We start from the raw sequence: 14,988 nt of genomic DNA on the forward strand, positions 1-14,988 counted from the left end.
GCTCCTACATGGACCGGGGCGTTATTGATCAGAGCCAGTAGCTCACCGCATACCAGCCCAACAGCCCCATCACAAAGGTGTACGGCAACGCCATCCACACCATCCGCCCGTACGACAACCGCACCAGCGGTGCAATCGCCGAGGTCAGCAGGAACAGGAACGCGGCCTGACCGTTGGGTGTGGCCACGCTCGGCAGATTGGTGCCGGTATTGATCGCGATCGCCAATGTCTCGAAATGCTCGCGGCTCATGTGCCCGGCAAGAAACGCCTGTTTCACTTCGGTGATGTAGATCGTGGCAACAAACACGTTGTCACTGATCGCCGACAACAGGCCGTTGGCGATAAACAACATGCCCGGTTGTTGCTCGACCGGCAGGGCCAGCACCCACTGGATCAACGGCGCAAACAGCTGTTGATCGTGAATCACCGCCACCACGGCAAAAAACACCACCAGCAACGCAGTGAATGGCATGGCGTCCTTGAATGCACTGCCCAGACGATGCTCGTCAGTGATGCCGGTAAACGCGGTGATCACCACAATCACCATCAAACCGATCAGGCCAACCTCCGCGATGTGAAAAGCCAGGCAACCGATCAGGATCAGTGCGGCTGCACCTTGCACCAACAGCGCGGCGCGTTGGCGAGCTGTGCGTTCGGCATTGTCTTCGGCGGCGTAGTTGGCCAGCACCGTGCGAACGTTGTCCGGCAGCAGCGTGCCGTAACCGAACCAGCGCAGTTTCTCCAGCAGCACGCAGGTGACCAGACCCGCCGCCAGCACGGGCAGCGAAACCGGTGCGACCTTCTGGAAGAACTCACCGAAGTGCCAACCCATTTCGTGGCCGATCAGCAGGTTCTGCGGTTCGCCCACCAATGTGCAGACGCCGCCCAGTGCCGTACCGACCGCGCCGTGCATCAATAGGCTGCGCAAGAAGGCACGGAATTGCTCGAGGTCAGCGTGATGCAGTTTCGGCAGGTTCTGGTCGTCAGCAAACTCGCTGTCCTGGCGCGGATCGTTGCCGGAGGCGACGCGGTGATAAACGGAATAAAAGCCGACCGCCGCACTGATGATCACCGCCGTCACGGTCAAGGCATCGAGAAACGCCGACAGAAACGCCGAAAGAAAGCAGAACATCAGCGCCAGTGCCGCTTTTGAGCGCACGCCCAACAGCAGCCGCGAGAACAGAAACAGCAACAAGTCCTTCATGAAATAAATGCCGGCCACCATAAACATCAGCAGCAGGATCACCGGGAAATTGTGCACCAGCTCATCGTAAAGAGCCTGTGGCGTGGTCATCTTCAGCAGCAGTGCTTCGATCAACAACAAGCCACCGGGCATCAACGGATAGCACTTGAGCGCCATCGCCAGCGTGAAGATGAATTCGATCACCAACAGCCAGCCCGCCGCGACAGGGCCAACCGTGAACAGCACCAGTGCATTGAGGATCAGAAAACCGACGATGGTCGCCTTGTACCAGCGTGGCGATTGCCCGAGAAAATTGTGCGCGAACGCCTGGGCCATTGAACCGGACATCGGTTGCTCCTTGTCTTTAGAAGCGCGCAAGTTGCCGGATGCATGGCGGAAGATCAAGTACAGCCCGTGTTTTTCAATGGTTGAGGTAACGCGCCACCATGGCCCGGTAGTTGCCATCCAATGAATAACCGCCGACGAGGATGGCATTGTCCGGTTGCACGGCCAGCGAGTTGGCCGTATCGAGGCTGCGTCCCAGACGCGTGCGCAGCCAGCCTTTGCCATTGCCGAAGCTGTGATCGAGGCCGCCGTCACTCAGGTAACGGGCCACAATAAAATCCGCTTCGAATCCGCCAATGGTTGCACCCACCGCGATGATGCGGCCGTCCGCCATGCGCTGGGCGGCGCTCCACTGGCAGCCGCTGGGGCCGATTTCCAGCAGTTGTGGCTGGCCGCCATGGGTGTGCAGATTCGGCCGGCCATTGGTGTGCAGGCTGTAAGCCATGCAACGGATCGGGTCGCGACTGCTGCCGAAACAATGCAGTGCATCCGTCGAATCAAGCACCTGACTGACCAGGGCGCTTTGCCCGTGTGCCTTGAATGCCATGAAACCGTCCACGGCAAAACGCTCGTCGAGGCGGCCGTTGGGCAGGTAGCGCGCCAGCAAACCCTCCTGCGGAAAGTCGATAGATCCTGCAACGACGATGCGCCCGTCCTTCTGCAACAGCAGGCTGCTGAGCCAGGTGTTTAGCAGCAAGTGGCGAATCATCACGAAGCCGCGGCCGTTGAAGGTTTCATCCAGGCTGCCGTCGGGCTTGAGGCGAATCAGCATGCCGGCATGGTCGGCAAGTTCGAAGTGGTGATTGGCGATCAGCAGGATATGGCCGTCGTCCTGGACCACAAAGTCGCAGGCTTCGGCGCCCGGTACGCCCGGCGGCAGCCACGCATCCCGGCTGCCCATCGACAAGTCACCGGGCAGGCGCACTACCTGGCGGCCGTTGTCACCGAAACCCTGATCCGGCTTGCCCTGTGCGTTGAACATGGCCAGTGCCGGCAGGGTGCGATGAGCGTTTTCATAATGCAGGCCGGCGAGCAGGATGCGCCCGTCGGGGAGTGACTGGACTTTGCCGGCCGTGGCTTCAAAACCCGGGGCAAAGGAGTCGATCACGCTGCCTTGATCACCGAAGGTCAGATCGGCCGAGCCATCGGCAAGCATCCGCGCCAGGCCGAATCGGCTGCCGGTGGCGACGCCAACCTTTGCTGCGACCAGCACACGCCCCTGCGCATCGAGGGCGATGTCCTCGGTCAGGCTGGACACACTGCCAGCGAAATACACTTGAGCGACGCCGGTGGCGGCAAATGTTCTGTCGAGTTGACCGGCTCGACTCAATAAAGACGTCGAAACTGCCGGCAGCGCAAAAGTGTTCAGAGTGGACATGCACGCATCTCCTTGCGAGTTGACCTTGTACCGGGAACCGGACGGGTAACTGCATGAGCGAAACATTCAATCCCTGAACCGGGAGAAGTACAACTGTTAGAACTAACAGGTGGAGGGTCGCACTGTGCCAGAACAGTGTCTTTTTGAACCAATAGCAAGCCGGCCAAGCAATCAGCCCGGATCCGTTGGTATTAGTTGTACAGAAGTACGGGGATGTAAAAAGAAAACAACTAACAGAAGAGGGCGGATGACCTGAGTGTCATCCGCATTGCCCGAATGTTAGTGTGGCATCGACCAGGATTGCAGGCTGTAACCTTCTTCACTGAGCTCAGCGCGCGCCTGCTGCAGCAGTTGCTCGAGTTGCGCCGGATCGGAGTAGGCGCTGCTTGGGATTTGTTTGCGACCGATATGGGAATTGGTCCGGTCGATGACGGTCAGGCTGAGTTCGCCATTGCCGTCTTGTGGTGCCCAGGCTACGCACTGGAAAGGTTTGAACGCGTGGTTGGCAATCAAAAGAGCTTCGTTGATACGGAGCGGGGCGGTCATGGGTTTTTCTCTCTGTCGTGCCCAATCAAGTGATGTGCCGTCGGTTGGGCTTACCGTTCGGCTGGTACTTGTACTGATGCACCGAACCCGCGGGCGGGTCACACATGAAACAAAGAAATTTCAACTTTCTTTCATGGCATTGCTTTACGGACAGGTTTTTGAAAGCTCACTGAAAGGTTAAGGCACAAATTAGTCGATAGCTGACTATCAACTTCTGTTCTTATAACGTGTTTGCTTGTACACCTATAAGCAATCGATACAAGGCGCTGTCAAAATCTTGCTAATGTTACAGTCGGGTCTGCCAAATGACTGTTTTTACAATCATTTCTAATAATTTGGCGCCAAGGAACAGTCATGAGCGAAGCGCCTGCGTTACGACGTTTATTGGTGGTCGATCCTTGCGACGATTGCCACCGCTTATTGCCCGGATTACGCGCTGTAGGTTGGGATGTCGACAGCTGTACCCTGGAAAACGCCGCCGACCGCAGTTGTGATGTCGGCTTGTTGCGATTGCAGCCGTTTCACCTCGAACGCCCCGAAGCCGTGAAGGAACTGATCAGTCGCAGCGGCACCGAATGGATCGCCGTGCTCAATCAGGAAGTCCTGCGTTTACAAAACGTCGGTGACTTCGTTTGTGAATGGTTTTTCGATTTTCACACCTTGCCGTTCGACGTGTCACGGGTGCAGGTTACCCTCGGCCGGGCATTCGGTATGGCGCGTCTGCGCGGACAGGGCACGATTCATGTGGAGCAGCCCGAACACGAACTGCTTGGCGACAGCAAACCGATCCGCGAACTGCGCAAATTGCTCAGCAAACTGGCGCCGACCGAATCGCCGGTATTGATCCGCGGTGAAAGCGGTACCGGTAAAGAGCTGGTTGCCCGCACGCTGCACCGGCAATCCCAGCGTCACAGCAAACCGTTTGTGGCAATCAATTGCGGGGCGATTCCCGAGCACCTGATTCAGTCCGAGCTGTTCGGCCACGAGAAAGGCGCGTTTACCGGCGCCCATCAGCGCAAGGTCGGGCGCATTGAAGCGGCCAATGGCGGCACACTGTTTTTGGATGAGATCGGTGATCTGCCGCTGGAACTGCAAGCCAATCTGTTGCGTTTCCTGCAGGAAAGGCACATCGAACGTGTCGGCGGCAGTCAGCCGATCCCGGTGGATGTGCGCGTTCTGGCGGCGACCCACGTCGACCTTGAAGCCGCCATCGAGAAAAAGCGATTTCGCGAAGATTTGTATTACCGGCTAAACGTCCTGCAAGTGGTCACTGCGCCATTGCGTGAACGGCACGGTGATTTATCGATGTTGGCCAACCACTTTTCCCACTTTTACAGCCACGAAACCGGCCGTCGCCCACGCAGTTTCAGCGAAGATGCGCTGATTGCCATGGGCAAGCATGACTGGCCGGGCAATGTCCGAGAACTGGCCAACCGTGTGCGGCGTGGACTGGTGTTGGCCGAAGGTCGGCAGATCGAGGCCCGTGATCTGGGGTTGATCAGCCAGCATTCGATCGCTACGCCCATGGGCACGCTGGAAGATTACAAGACCCGCGCCGAGCGCCAGGCACTGTGCGATGTGTTGAACCGGCACAGCGACAACCTCAGTGTGGCGGCGAAAGTGCTGGGCGTGTCACGGCCGACGTTTTACCGATTGCTGCACAAGCACCAGATCCGCTAGGGCGGGGAAACGCAAAAGGCCCGTTGCGAGAGGATCGCAACGGGCCTTTTGCGTGGTTGCACACTTAGAAGTAGTACGGGAATTTCAGGCTGAAGGAAAAGTCCGGTGCGTCGTCGGTCAGACCGATCGACAAGTTCGGAACAATGGTCAGGTTGTCGGTGGCCGCAATGGTCATGCCGACGTTGAAGTAACCGGCGTTGGCGTCGCTGGACACTACCGATTGCCAATCGCCGCCATCCTGTTTCAGCTTGCTTTTACGCTGCACCAGGTCAGACATCGAGAACGACATACTCATCTTCTCGTTCAGCGCAAACGCAATACCGGCGCCGACCTGGAAGCTGTCGCCAATGCGCACTTTGCCCGGGGTTTTCTGGTTGACGGTGGAACTGATGTCGTCGAACGACTCCTCCAGGTTATGGGTGTAGGACAAGCTGCCGAACAGGACGGCCGGGTCAAACGTCTTGACCAGCGAGATACCGGGGGTGACCGACCAGACGCCGTTGCCGGTAGGCAGGGTGTCAGGCACGAACAGGTTGGTATTCGCGTCGGTCTGGCGCAGCTTGATGCCGAACGGATCCTTGCCGGTTGGCGCCTTGACCCGCAAGGTGACGACCGCATCCGGAGTATTGACCGACTCGTCGAGGAACTTGTAGGCAATACCGAAGTTGACGTCGCCGATAGTCGGATCGCGTGTGACATCCTGTTCGGTAGTGACGTTGGCTGCGCCCTGGTTGCCGCCACCCGACTGATAAGTCGAATCGCGGTAGACCACCGGTACGTTCAGGTCGAACTGCCAGCGGTTGTCGAAGTTGTAACGCCCCGTGAGGTCGAGGGTCCAGGTATCGGCCTTGATCCGGTCAAGGTTGATGTTGCCGAGAAAGATCGAGTCGAGTGCCAGAAAGCCGTTGAGGATCAACTGACGGGTGTCGTAACGCGAGTAGGTGATACCGGTTTCGAAGCTGAATTTGCCACCGCCGAAGAAGCCACTGGCTTCGTCGTACAGGTTGGACACACTTTGTGCCGGTTGCGAATCATCTGCCAGCGATTGCCCGTAAGAGGCTCCACTGCCTCCGGCTGCGCCCCCCGACGCTGCTGCGGCCCCGGTCCCGGTGGCCACTTTGGGGTTGCCTTTCATATCCGACGGCGACTTGGCCAGCCTTTTGGGTTGGGGTGCCGCCGGTTGATCTTCGACCTGGCGGACCCGTTGTTCGAGCACCGCCAAGGCCTTTTGTTGTACTTCGTATCTTTGCTTCAGCTCCAGAAGCTCTTGTTTCAGGACTTCTACGTCGGCGTCCGGTGCCGCTTGCAACATGGCTGCAGGTAGAAGAGTGCTCAAACAAACAGCGGCACGCAGTGATACTGATCGATACATGAATAAGCCGTCCCTTTAAGCCCAATGATCGAGACTCAGCGTAGTTCAATATCCAATAGTGCGTAGTGCCCTGAGTTGAGTCAGGTTGCAATCCAGTGCGCCGGCGCTCATGCCGTTATTGTTCAGGACGACGTTGAGTTGAGTCATGTTGTTGACCACGTTGGCGCTGCCCAGCAAACGGGTGTTCTGCAGCAAGCCACCCTGGGCGACCTGTTGCAGGGCTGTGCCCTGATTGCCGGCGGCCTGAATGGCCATCTGCACGCCGCCACCGGTCGCCGAAACGGCCACGCTGCCTGCGGCATTGCTGCCGCCGATGGTCTGCCCGGCCATCAGCGCCTGCCCTTGAGCGGGTACCAGTGCCGGTGCCTGATCGGCTTCTTTGACGTTGATGGCAACATTGTTATAGGCGGTATTGCTGTCGCCAGCGGCACGCACGCTTTGTGTCACGCCCTGGCTGCTGTCGAGGCCGGCGCCACCGGTGATCGTGCCGGTGCCCGTTGGCAGGGCGCTGCCGTTGCCGTGCTCCTTGATTGTTTGCACGTAGAATTCGGGTTTAATCGTTGCTGCCTGCAGTTGCATCGAGGTGGCGGCGCCGATCAGATCACCACTGGCGTTGCGCCAGGTACTGCTCATGACAATGCCGAAGCTGATAATCCGCCCCGGCATGACATAACGACCGCGTAGTTCGGACAACTCTTTGTCTTGTATCTCGATGGGTTTGAATCCTGCATTGGCATAGCCTGACGCGCTCGCGGCCAGGCAAGCGGCGACCAGCCAGTATGAGGTTTTCATTTGCTGCTCCCGGGACATCCAGCCCCATTCTTTATAATCGGCGATTAAAAGAAGTCGCTCTGTATGAACCCGAAGTCCATCAATTCAGCATCTCTGACAGGGTTGAAGTTATCCAGCTTGTTCTTGGCCGTCAGCGGTGTCGGCGGGCTGCGCAATGCATTGGTTTTGTCATAACCGGGGCCGACGATGGCGAAGACTATGCCGTTCCAACCTTTGACAAAGTCATCGTGTTTGTAGCGTTTGTGGCCCAAAACCGGGTCTCCGATGTAAACCCAATCCTTGTCCGAACGCTGCAGAACCACGAAATGCTTGTAGCCGCGAATTTCCATCAGTACCACCACCGGGATCGTTACAGCGTCTAGTTTTTCCGGCGGAATCTTGTAACCCCTGGCGCGCATGCCGATGCTTTCTATGTAGCGCTTCATGTCGAGCATGGAAAACCCTTGAGTACGAACAAGGTCCTGGTCTGCGTTGACCAGCATGCCTTTGATGATGTGCTCCTCATCGACGTCGAGCCAATAGGCCTGGCGTAACACCGTGGCCAGTGCAGCAGCGCCGCAGCTGAAATCGGTTTTCTGTTCGACGATGTCGGCAAACTTGCGCTCACGGATGCTTTGCACGTTTTTATAGATGAGTGTGCCGCCGGGGAGGGCAGCCACGGGCATCTGGGCAGCCTGGGTCAGGCCAGACAGACAAAGCAGAGCGATAAGGGCAGTCTTACGCATGATCGATACGCCTTTGCGGACTGAGGAAAAGCCCCGTTTCCGGGGCTTTCGTTTCGATCGCGATTACATGCAGGCTTTGCAACCTGCAGCGATGGACAGCGAGTTGCTTTGTTGGTTGCCAACGCCAGCGGCGTTGTTGAAGCCACCGTTGCCAGACCAGTTGTTGCCTACGTTGGTCATGTTGGCGTTGTTGGTGACAGGGTTTTTCCAGCCGTCTGGCGTCATCACTTGTTGAGTGGTCACGCCAGCCAGACCGAAGACACCCACAGCAACGAAGTCAGAGCTGGATGGTTTGCTGCCACCGTTGCCGCCATGCCCTTTGTCATTGTTGCCATAGCCGCCACCGCCGTGACCATGATCGTCATCTTTGGTGGTTGCAGTACCGGCGGCGACGAACGCGCCGGCGGCGGTAACAGTGCCAGTGAGGGTATCTTTTTTGTAGGTTTGAGTGCCGTTGTTGGCGACAGACAAGCCACTGGAGCTTTGGTTGGCGGCGGCAGCTGCCTGAGCTACGCGACCACCGGAGACAGCGATTGCCAGGTTGTTTTTCTGTTGGTTAAAGTTGCCGGCACTGTTGTTCACGCCGATGTTGCCCGAGCCGCTGTTGCCGACGTTGTTGAGGCTGGCGTTGGCGGTGCTGGAGTAGTTGGCTACGCCGTTGTTGGCGTTGACTTGAGTGGCGCTGGAAGCAGCCACTGCGGTGCCGAAGATGAAGCTTTCGTCAGCAGTCGCCAGAGCCGCGGCGTTGTCTTGTTGGTTGCCGTCGCCTGCGGTGTTGTTCGCACCAATGTTGCCGTTGGCGCCGTTGAGCGAGCCACTCACGTTGGCGTTGTTTTGGGTGCCTTGGTTAAGCACGGCGTTGCCGCCGCTGCTTTGCACGTCGAGCACTGCAGCACCGGCGCCAGCGCCGATTTGCAGGAGTTCCTCAAGGCTTGGGCCTTTAGGTGGAGGAGGCTGGTGACCGTGACCGCCATTGTTACCATGATCATTGCCGCCCGCTTGAGCCGCCATTGCCATTACTGCTGCAAGTGCGAAAACCAGTGGTTTGAGAGCCATTGTAGGTTTCATGGTGTTTCTCCATCGTGCTTATTAGTTGGTTAAGTGTTGGTACTTTCTAATTGCACTGCTTTTGTTGTTTGGGTCAGTCAGCGACCCGGATGCTCAGGGTGTTAGCCATTCGGTTCCCCACCCCGGCACTCTGGTTCACCTGGATTACCCCGCGGCTGCCGGTGAAGGCCTGATCACTTGTCGTGACCTGGCGACTGCCGGGTGAGGTACCAGTTGCTCCTGAGCTCGGTACAAGCGCCACGTTCTGTTGCGAAAGGGCACTGTCGTCAACGCTCAGCGGGGCAGCACTGATGCTGACGCGCGTCACGTTGGCCATCTGGTTGTTGGCGCCGGCACCCTGGTTCACGCCCAGAATCCCGTTGCCATTGCTGAAAGAGTTGCCGCCAATGGTGGCGCTGGCGTTCGTTGACGGATTGCCCGGGGTGTCGATGTGTTGGCGGACAATCGTAGTGGCGCTGGCCGAGGTACCGATGGCGATCGCCTTGGTGTTGGTCTGTTGCATCTGGTCGCCAGCGGCCTGGTTGACGTTGTAATTACCGCGGTACTGGATACCGGTGTCCTGAATGTTCGCGTTGTTCACTGAGCTGGGGTCGGCCGCCATGGCACTGGCGCAGCCGAAGAGGGCAAGCAGGAGCAGGGTGCGATTCATCTTATTGGCCTCCAGCCATGCGGGTCAGCGGCGCAAGACCGGTGCTCAGCGAACGATTGATGGTGTTGGAGATCGTGCCGCCGCCACCTCCGCCGTGGCCGGCACTCATCCCTGGCAGGCCATTGGGGTTGGTCAGAACGTTCATGCCGGGCAGGCTGGAACCGGGCGTCGCGATGTTGCCTCTGATGGTCGCGCCGCTGGCTACACTGGCGAAGTCACCGTCATTGAGTTCGGTGCTGTTCATCGCCTGATTGATGCGACCCGAAGGGTTGGCGTTGACAGTGGTCGGGTAGGGGTCTTTGCCGGGTGCGCTGCGACCGATGGGAATGGGCTGAACATCGCGATTGAGCACAATCACGCCGTTACCCTCTGCCTGCACGTTGAAGCTGATCAACGTACTGGCTGCTGATCCGATCAGCAGAAGGCAGGTCAAACCTTTTTGGATATTCCCCACGGCTGCAATTCCTTCTTCAGTGGGCTGGCCCTAGTCAGCGTTGTGAAGGAGAGAGCGAAAGCTGTGCCGCTTTTTAAAAGTTTATTGTTTTCAAAGGGTTGAGGAATAAACGCGCAGGTCTGATACACAAGCTGTTTCATGCTTGATACACGCACTGGCGCGCCGACCTGTCCGTTGGCTGAACAAAGCTCTGGAACAAGGGTTTGCAGCGGTGTGTATCAGCCGTGTAACAACTCGCATGACAAAGCCGTGAACAGTGCTGAAACGGGCACTTTGCAAGTCACGGAGTGTTTCAGGAACGGACACTTTGTCCCCAAAACAGGGGAAGTGGCGGGGAAGATGACCCGCTGACCGGGTTACGGCGCCAGCAATTGCTCGACGGCGGCAAATGCCTGAGTCTGGCGGTCGGCCCAATTGCCCTGAATGATCTGAAAATGCTGGTGATGGTTTTCCAGCCATTTGCGCGTCGCCTGATAAAACGCCATTCGTTCGTGCAGATCCGGCTGGCAGCGCTGACCGTCATCGGTCCAGTCGATCTGCTCGGGCGAGAGTAAAAGATGCAGGTCGTAATGCCGCCCCAGCAACTCCGATTCCAGCCAGTCCGGGCAGTCGCCAAACAGCGTCTGGCTCCACAACATATTGCTCAACAAATGGGTGTCGAGAATCAGCAGCGGCGGCTGCTGCGCCCGAGCCTGGTCTTCCCAGTGCAGTTGGCCGCGAGCGATTTCCGGGATGTCAGCCAGGCAAGTATCACGGGGATTGAGTTCGATAAAACGGCGCACGTACTCATCCACGCGCAAGCCGCCGAAGCGTTGTTGCAGGCCCGCCGCCAGCCAGCTCTTGCCGGTGGATTCGGGCCCGGTCAGCACCACGACCTTCATGTGCGCAACGCCGGGTCGGCGCGCCATTCGCGAAAGCCTTGAATCGCCAGCAGCGTGAACAGAGCGTACAGCGCAGCGGTCAGGTACAGCCCTTTATAGATGAACAGGCCGACAAAAATCACGTCGAGCACGAACCACAGCGCCCAGCATTGCAGGCGTTTCTGCGCCATCCACAGTTGTGCCACCAGGCTGAAACCGGTGAGCGCTGCATCGAGCCACGGTTGCGCGGCGTCGGTCCAGTGGGCCATGGCTGCACCGAGCAACACGCTGCCGATCGCGCCAACGCCGAGGCCGATCAGGATAGAGCGTTGATCGAGGCGCGTGACCTCACGGCCGTCATGCATCGTCCCGGCACGCGTCCATTGCCACCAGCCATAGACTTGCAACGCGGCGTAGATCACTTGCAGCAACATGTCCGAGTACAGCTTCACCTCAAAGAAGATCCAGCTATAGAGCAACACCATGACCAGCCCGATCGGCCAGCACCACGGATTCTGTTTGACCGTCAGCCAGACGGCGATCACACCGAGGGCGGCGGCAAACAGTTCAAGCCCGGACATGGGGGTTCCTTGGGGGAGTGAAAGAAGGGGGCGGATTGTACCCAAAAACGTGTAGGAGTGAGCCTGCTCGCGATAGCGGTGTGTCAGCGAAATTCATACTGGCTGAAACACCGCTATCGCGAGCAGGCTCACTCCTACAGGGGGGGCTAGACGCGGAACTGGCGCAGGAGGCCGTTGAGTTGTTCGCTCAATTGTCCGAGCCGTACGCTGGCGGCGCTCGACTGTTCTGCAGCGATGGCCGTGCTGTGCGAGAGGCCTGCGGCCTGGGTGACGTTTTGATTGATGTCCTCGACTACGTGCGCCTGCTGCAACGTCGCGCTGGCAATCGAGGCATTCAGACCATTGAGATTGCGCAATGCCTGGCCAATGGCGTTCAGACTGGCGCCGGCCAGCCCGGCTTGCTCGATGGTCAGTTGCGATGCCTTGCTGCTGTCGCCGATCACCTTCACGGCGGCTTCGGAATGGTTCTGCAAGCGTTCGATCATCGACTGGATTTCCGCTGTCGACTTTTGCGTGCGCTGAGCCAGCAAGCGCACTTCATCCGCGACCACGGCAAACCCGCGACCCTGCTCACCGGCCCGGGCCGCTTCGATTGCGGCGTTGAGCGCGAGCAGGTTGGTTTGCTCGGCAATCGAGCGAATCACCTCGAGCACACTGCCGATCTGTGTGCTTTCGGCGGCAAGGGTGCGGATCACTTCAACCGCTTGATCGATGGTGCCGGACAGTTTGTCGATCTGCTGCAAACTGCCATCGATGTTGATCTGGCCCTGTTGCGCCTGTGCTTCGGCATCGCGCATTTCGGCGGCGGCGTGCTCGGCGTTCTTCGCCACATCCTGCACGCCGTAGGTCACTTCGTTGATCGCCGTGGCCACCAGTTCCATCTGCTGCGACTGCTGCTGGCTGCGCTGCTGGGCCTGCGAAGCGTCGTTGCCCAGTTCGCTGGACGACTGGCCTAAGGCGCTGGCTGACACCTGCAAATCACCGATCACGCGACGCAGCTTGGCGGTAAAGGCATTGAAGTGATGGGCAAGCTCGGTGACTTCATCCTTGCCATGGGTATCGAGGCTGCGGGTCAGGTCGCTTTCACCGCTGGCAATGTTGGCCATGGCGTTCACGGTTTCCTGCAGCGGACGCACGATGCTGCGCGCAATCAGGATCACCAGCAATGCCATGATCACGGCAATCGCCAGGCCGATGACCGTGGCTTTGATCACCTGGCCCTGGAATTCCGCCTGTACGTCATCGACGTAAACCCCGGAGCCAAGCACCCAGCCCCACGGTTCGAACAGTTTGACGTAGGAAGTCTTGGCTACCGGCTCACTGGCGCCCGGTTTTGGCCAACGGTAATCAACCATGCCGGCACCTTTGGCTCGAGCGATGGCGACCATTTCGTTGAACACTGCAAACCCGTCCGGATCGCGGATCGCCGAGAGGTTCTGGCCTTCGAGTTTGGGGTTGGTCGGGTGCATGACCATCACGGGAGTGAGGTCGTTGATCCAGAAGTAATCGCTCTGGTCGTAGCGCAAACCGCGAATGGCCGTCAGCGCCTGTTTCTGCGCGGCGTCCTTGCTCAGGGTGCCGGCGGTTTCGAGGTCGTGGTAATAGCTCAGCAGGCCGCTGGCCGTCTGCACCACATGCTGGGTTTTCTGGGCCTTGGCGTGATAAAGATCGTCGTGGATCTGCTTGAGCATCAACATGCCCAAGGTCAGCAACATGACCACCGCCACAATCAAGATGAGCCACAAGCGTCGGCTGATCGACACACTGCGCAAGCTGTTCATAACGCTGTCACTCCGGATTCTTTTTCTTGTAATAAACGACCGCCAGCATCCAACCACGATTCCGCGTGCGGGCATACGCGACCCAAGTCGTATAACGCGGCAGCGCTATTAAGGCTTGTCTGATAGGATTTCGGCCCCGCGCGTGAAAACCTGAATCCAAATTGATATTTCACGGAATTTTGACCGTTTCGTGTGGATCCTGTGCGTGCGGAATCGGTACAGCCTTAACCAGCTACGCTGATCGCAGTGAACGCTAGAAAAATACTATCGGGGCATGCCGACGCGCATCGCTCTTTGGGGGATTGATGGATCTTTGGACGGCCTTGCAGGCACTGATACTAGGAGTTGTAGAAGGGCTGACGGAGTTTTTGCCCATTTCCAGTACCGGACACCAGATCATAGTTGCCGACTTGCTCGATTTCGGCGGCGAACGGGCCATGGCGTTCAATATCATCATCCAGCTCGGCGCGATCCTCGCGGTGGTCTGGGAGTTTCGGCGCAAGATTCTCGACGTGGTCATCGGCTTGCCGACCCAGCCCGGCGCCCGGCGTTTCACTGCCAACTTGCTGATCGCGTTTCTGCCTGCGGTGGTGCTGGGCGTGATCTTCGCCGACCTGATTCACGAATATCTGTTCAACCCGATTACCGTCGCGACCGCGCTGGTGGTGGGCGGCATCATCATGTTGTGGGCGGAAAAGCGTCAGCATGAAGTGCACGCCGAAACGGTTGACGAGATCACCTGGAAGGACGCATTGAAAGTCGGCTTTGCCCAGTGCCTGGCGATGATTCCCGGCACCTCGCGTTCCGGCTCGACGATCATTGGCGGTTTGCTGTTCGGCCTGTCGCGCAAGACCGCCACCGAGTTCTCGTTCTTCCTCGCGATGCCGACCATGGTCGGTGCGGCGGTCTACTCGGGCTACAAATACCGTCACCTGTTTGTGCCGGCGGATTTCCCGGTGTTCGCCATCGGGTTTGTCACCGCATTCATCTTCGCCATGATTGCCGTGCGCGGCTTGCTCAAGTTCATCGCCAGCCACAGCTATGCGGCGTTCGCCTGGTATCGGATTGTGTTTGGTCTGATCATTCTGGCGACGTGGCAGTTTGGCTGGATTGATTGGGCGGCGGCCAAGCCATGAGTGATTCCCGTGCACGCCGCCCTGAAGGGCGACCTTCAGGTGGCAACAACATTCAGCATCTGAAGCTAAAACTGGTGGTTCTGCTGGTGGTCTGTGCGCTGCCGATGTTCGGCTCGCTGTCGATGTGGCTGCGCGGGATTTCCTTGGTGCCGTTGGCCGCTTACGGGATCGTCAGCGTGCTGGCGTTCTTCATGTACTGGGCGGACAAGCGCAAGGCGCGCACCGATGCCTGGCGCACCCCGGAGAACGTTCTGCACGCCGTAGAACTGGCCGGCGGCTGGCCAGGCGCGTTGATCGCCCAGCAAGTGTTCCGGCACAAGACGCGCAAGGTATCGTTTCAGATTCTGTTCTGGGTGATTGTGCTGCTGCATCAGGTGTTCTGGATCGACCAGCTGTTTCTCGGCTCGAACTTGCTGACCCTGTTCTGAAAGATCACCT

15 protein-coding genes are annotated in these 14,988 nt (G+C 58.4%); 3 read left to right on the top strand and 12 right to left on the bottom strand.

Going from position 1 to position 14,988, the window contains the following annotated elements; all coding sequences use genetic code 11:
- Positions 1 to 28: 28 nt before the first annotated feature.
- The 3 genes from nhaB to P3G59_RS14430 all read right to left on the bottom strand — a co-directional run bounded on the left by nhaB (position 29) and on the right by P3G59_RS14430 (position 3,452).
- The gene (nhaB, locus tag P3G59_RS14420; RefSeq protein WP_277762086.1) at positions 29 to 1,531 is read right to left on the bottom strand and encodes a sodium/proton antiporter NhaB; all 1,503 of its coding nucleotides are present in this window, start codon (positions 1,529 to 1,531) and stop codon (positions 29 to 31) included.
- A gap of 73 nt (positions 1,532 to 1,604) precedes the next feature.
- Positions 1,605 to 2,906, bottom strand: coding sequence for a hypothetical protein (locus tag P3G59_RS14425; protein ID WP_277762087.1), 1,302 nt, complete (start codon positions 2,904 to 2,906; stop codon positions 1,605 to 1,607).
- 279 nt (positions 2,907 to 3,185) lie between these two features.
- Positions 3,186 to 3,452 carry a hypothetical protein gene (locus tag P3G59_RS14430; RefSeq protein WP_016983763.1) on the bottom strand — a complete coding sequence of 89 codons (267 nt, stop codon included), beginning with the start codon at positions 3,450 to 3,452 and terminating at the stop codon, positions 3,186 to 3,188.
- A gap of 354 nt (positions 3,453 to 3,806) precedes the next feature.
- Here P3G59_RS14430 and P3G59_RS14435 point away from each other — a divergent pair, with 354 nt between their 5' ends.
- The gene (locus P3G59_RS14435; RefSeq protein ID WP_277762088.1) at positions 3,807 to 5,132 is read left to right on the top strand and encodes a sigma-54 dependent transcriptional regulator; all 1,326 of its coding nucleotides are present in this window, start codon (positions 3,807 to 3,809) and stop codon (positions 5,130 to 5,132) included.
- A gap of 64 nt (positions 5,133 to 5,196) precedes the next feature.
- Here P3G59_RS14435 and P3G59_RS14440 read toward each other — a convergent pair whose 3' ends face one another.
- The 9 genes from P3G59_RS14440 to P3G59_RS14480 form a co-directional block, all read right to left on the bottom strand.
- Positions 5,197 to 6,504: a hypothetical protein gene (locus P3G59_RS14440; RefSeq protein WP_277762089.1), complete on the bottom strand. Its 1,308-nt coding sequence runs from the start codon at positions 6,502 to 6,504 to the stop codon at positions 5,197 to 5,199.
- A gap of 45 nt (positions 6,505 to 6,549) precedes the next feature.
- Positions 6,550 to 7,296 (bottom strand): hypothetical protein, encoded by a 747-nt coding sequence (locus P3G59_RS14445; protein WP_277762090.1) that lies wholly within the window; start codon positions 7,294 to 7,296, stop codon positions 6,550 to 6,552.
- Positions 7,297 to 7,340: 44 nt separating this feature from the next.
- Entirely contained in the window at positions 7,341 to 8,021 is a 681-nt protein-coding gene (locus P3G59_RS14450) for a C39 family peptidase (RefSeq protein WP_277762091.1), read from the bottom strand.
- Between the two features lie 63 nt (positions 8,022 to 8,084).
- Positions 8,085 to 9,089, bottom strand: a complete 1,005-nt coding sequence (locus tag P3G59_RS14455) for a heme utilization protein (protein ID WP_277762092.1) — start codon at positions 9,087 to 9,089, stop codon at positions 8,085 to 8,087.
- Between the two features lie 73 nt (positions 9,090 to 9,162).
- Entirely contained in the window at positions 9,163 to 9,738 is a 576-nt protein-coding gene (locus P3G59_RS14460; RefSeq protein WP_277762093.1) for an adhesin, read from the bottom strand.
- Between the two features lies 1 nt (position 9,739).
- Positions 9,740 to 10,192 (bottom strand): hypothetical protein, encoded by a 453-nt coding sequence (locus tag P3G59_RS14465; RefSeq protein ID WP_277762094.1) that lies wholly within the window; start codon positions 10,190 to 10,192, stop codon positions 9,740 to 9,742.
- Positions 10,193 to 10,548: 356 nt separating this feature from the next.
- Positions 10,549 to 11,073 (bottom strand): AAA family ATPase, encoded by a 525-nt coding sequence (locus P3G59_RS14470; RefSeq protein WP_277762158.1) that lies wholly within the window; start codon positions 11,071 to 11,073, stop codon positions 10,549 to 10,551.
- On the bottom strand, positions 11,070 to 11,633 hold the full coding sequence (gene pnuC, locus P3G59_RS14475; protein WP_277762095.1) for a nicotinamide riboside transporter PnuC: 564 nt from the start codon (positions 11,631 to 11,633) through the stop codon (positions 11,070 to 11,072). The genes P3G59_RS14470 and pnuC overlap by 4 nt, the downstream gene beginning before the upstream one ends.
- A 146-nt stretch (positions 11,634 to 11,779) precedes the next feature.
- Positions 11,780 to 13,414, bottom strand: coding sequence for a methyl-accepting chemotaxis protein (locus P3G59_RS14480; protein WP_277762096.1), 1,635 nt, complete (start codon positions 13,412 to 13,414; stop codon positions 11,780 to 11,782).
- A gap of 305 nt (positions 13,415 to 13,719) precedes the next feature.
- Here P3G59_RS14480 and P3G59_RS14485 point away from each other — a divergent pair, with 305 nt between their 5' ends.
- Together P3G59_RS14485 and P3G59_RS14490 are read left to right on the top strand one after the other, a co-directional pair.
- Positions 13,720 to 14,550, top strand: a complete 831-nt coding sequence (locus tag P3G59_RS14485) for an undecaprenyl-diphosphate phosphatase (RefSeq protein ID WP_277762097.1) — start codon at positions 13,720 to 13,722, stop codon at positions 14,548 to 14,550.
- Positions 14,547 to 14,978: a DUF1294 domain-containing protein gene (locus P3G59_RS14490; protein ID WP_277762098.1), complete on the top strand. Its 432-nt coding sequence runs from the start codon at positions 14,547 to 14,549 to the stop codon at positions 14,976 to 14,978. Before P3G59_RS14485 ends, P3G59_RS14490 begins: the two co-directional genes overlap by 4 nt.
- Positions 14,979 to 14,988: the final 10 nt, after the last annotated feature.

The sequence above is a fragment of the Pseudomonas sp. A34-9 genome, from assembly GCF_029543085.1.
In the GTDB taxonomy this organism is placed as follows: Bacteria; Pseudomonadota; Gammaproteobacteria; order Pseudomonadales; family Pseudomonadaceae; genus Aquipseudomonas.

Bases quoted from the DNA above. Each gene is read 5' to 3' on its own strand.
- P3G59_RS14445 (WP_277762090.1), bottom strand. From the start codon at position 7,296: ATGAAAACCTCATACTGGCTGGTCGCCGCTTGCCTGGCCGCGAGCGCG.
- P3G59_RS14470 (WP_277762158.1), bottom strand. From the start codon at position 11,073: ATGAAGGTCGTGGTGCTGACCGGGCCCGAATCCACCGGCAAGAGCTGG.
- P3G59_RS14450 (WP_277762091.1), bottom strand. From the start codon at position 8,021: ATGCGTAAGACTGCCCTTATCGCTCTGCTTTGTCTGTCTGGCCTGACC.
- P3G59_RS14430 (WP_016983763.1), bottom strand. From the start codon at position 3,452: ATGACCGCCCCGCTCCGTATCAACGAAGCTCTTTTGATTGCCAACCAC.
- P3G59_RS14425 (WP_277762087.1), bottom strand. From the start codon at position 2,906: ATGTCCACTCTGAACACTTTTGCGCTGCCGGCAGTTTCGACGTCTTTA.
- P3G59_RS14460 (WP_277762093.1), bottom strand. From the start codon at position 9,738: ATGAATCGCACCCTGCTCCTGCTTGCCCTCTTCGGCTGCGCCAGTGCC.
- P3G59_RS14435 (WP_277762088.1), top strand. From the start codon at position 3,807: ATGAGCGAAGCGCCTGCGTTACGACGTTTATTGGTGGTCGATCCTTGC.
- P3G59_RS14485 (WP_277762097.1), top strand. From the start codon at position 13,720: ATGGATCTTTGGACGGCCTTGCAGGCACTGATACTAGGAGTTGTAGAA.
- pnuC (WP_277762095.1), bottom strand. From the start codon at position 11,633: ATGTCCGGGCTTGAACTGTTTGCCGCCGCCCTCGGTGTGATCGCCGTC.
- P3G59_RS14490 (WP_277762098.1), top strand. From the start codon at position 14,547: ATGAGTGATTCCCGTGCACGCCGCCCTGAAGGGCGACCTTCAGGTGGC.
- nhaB (WP_277762086.1), bottom strand. From the start codon at position 1,531: ATGTCCGGTTCAATGGCCCAGGCGTTCGCGCACAATTTTCTCGGGCAA.
- P3G59_RS14480 (WP_277762096.1), bottom strand. From the start codon at position 13,414: ATGAACAGCTTGCGCAGTGTGTCGATCAGCCGACGCTTGTGGCTCATC.
- P3G59_RS14455 (WP_277762092.1), bottom strand. From the start codon at position 9,089: ATGAAACCTACAATGGCTCTCAAACCACTGGTTTTCGCACTTGCAGCA.
- P3G59_RS14440 (WP_277762089.1), bottom strand. From the start codon at position 6,504: ATGTATCGATCAGTATCACTGCGTGCCGCTGTTTGTTTGAGCACTCTT.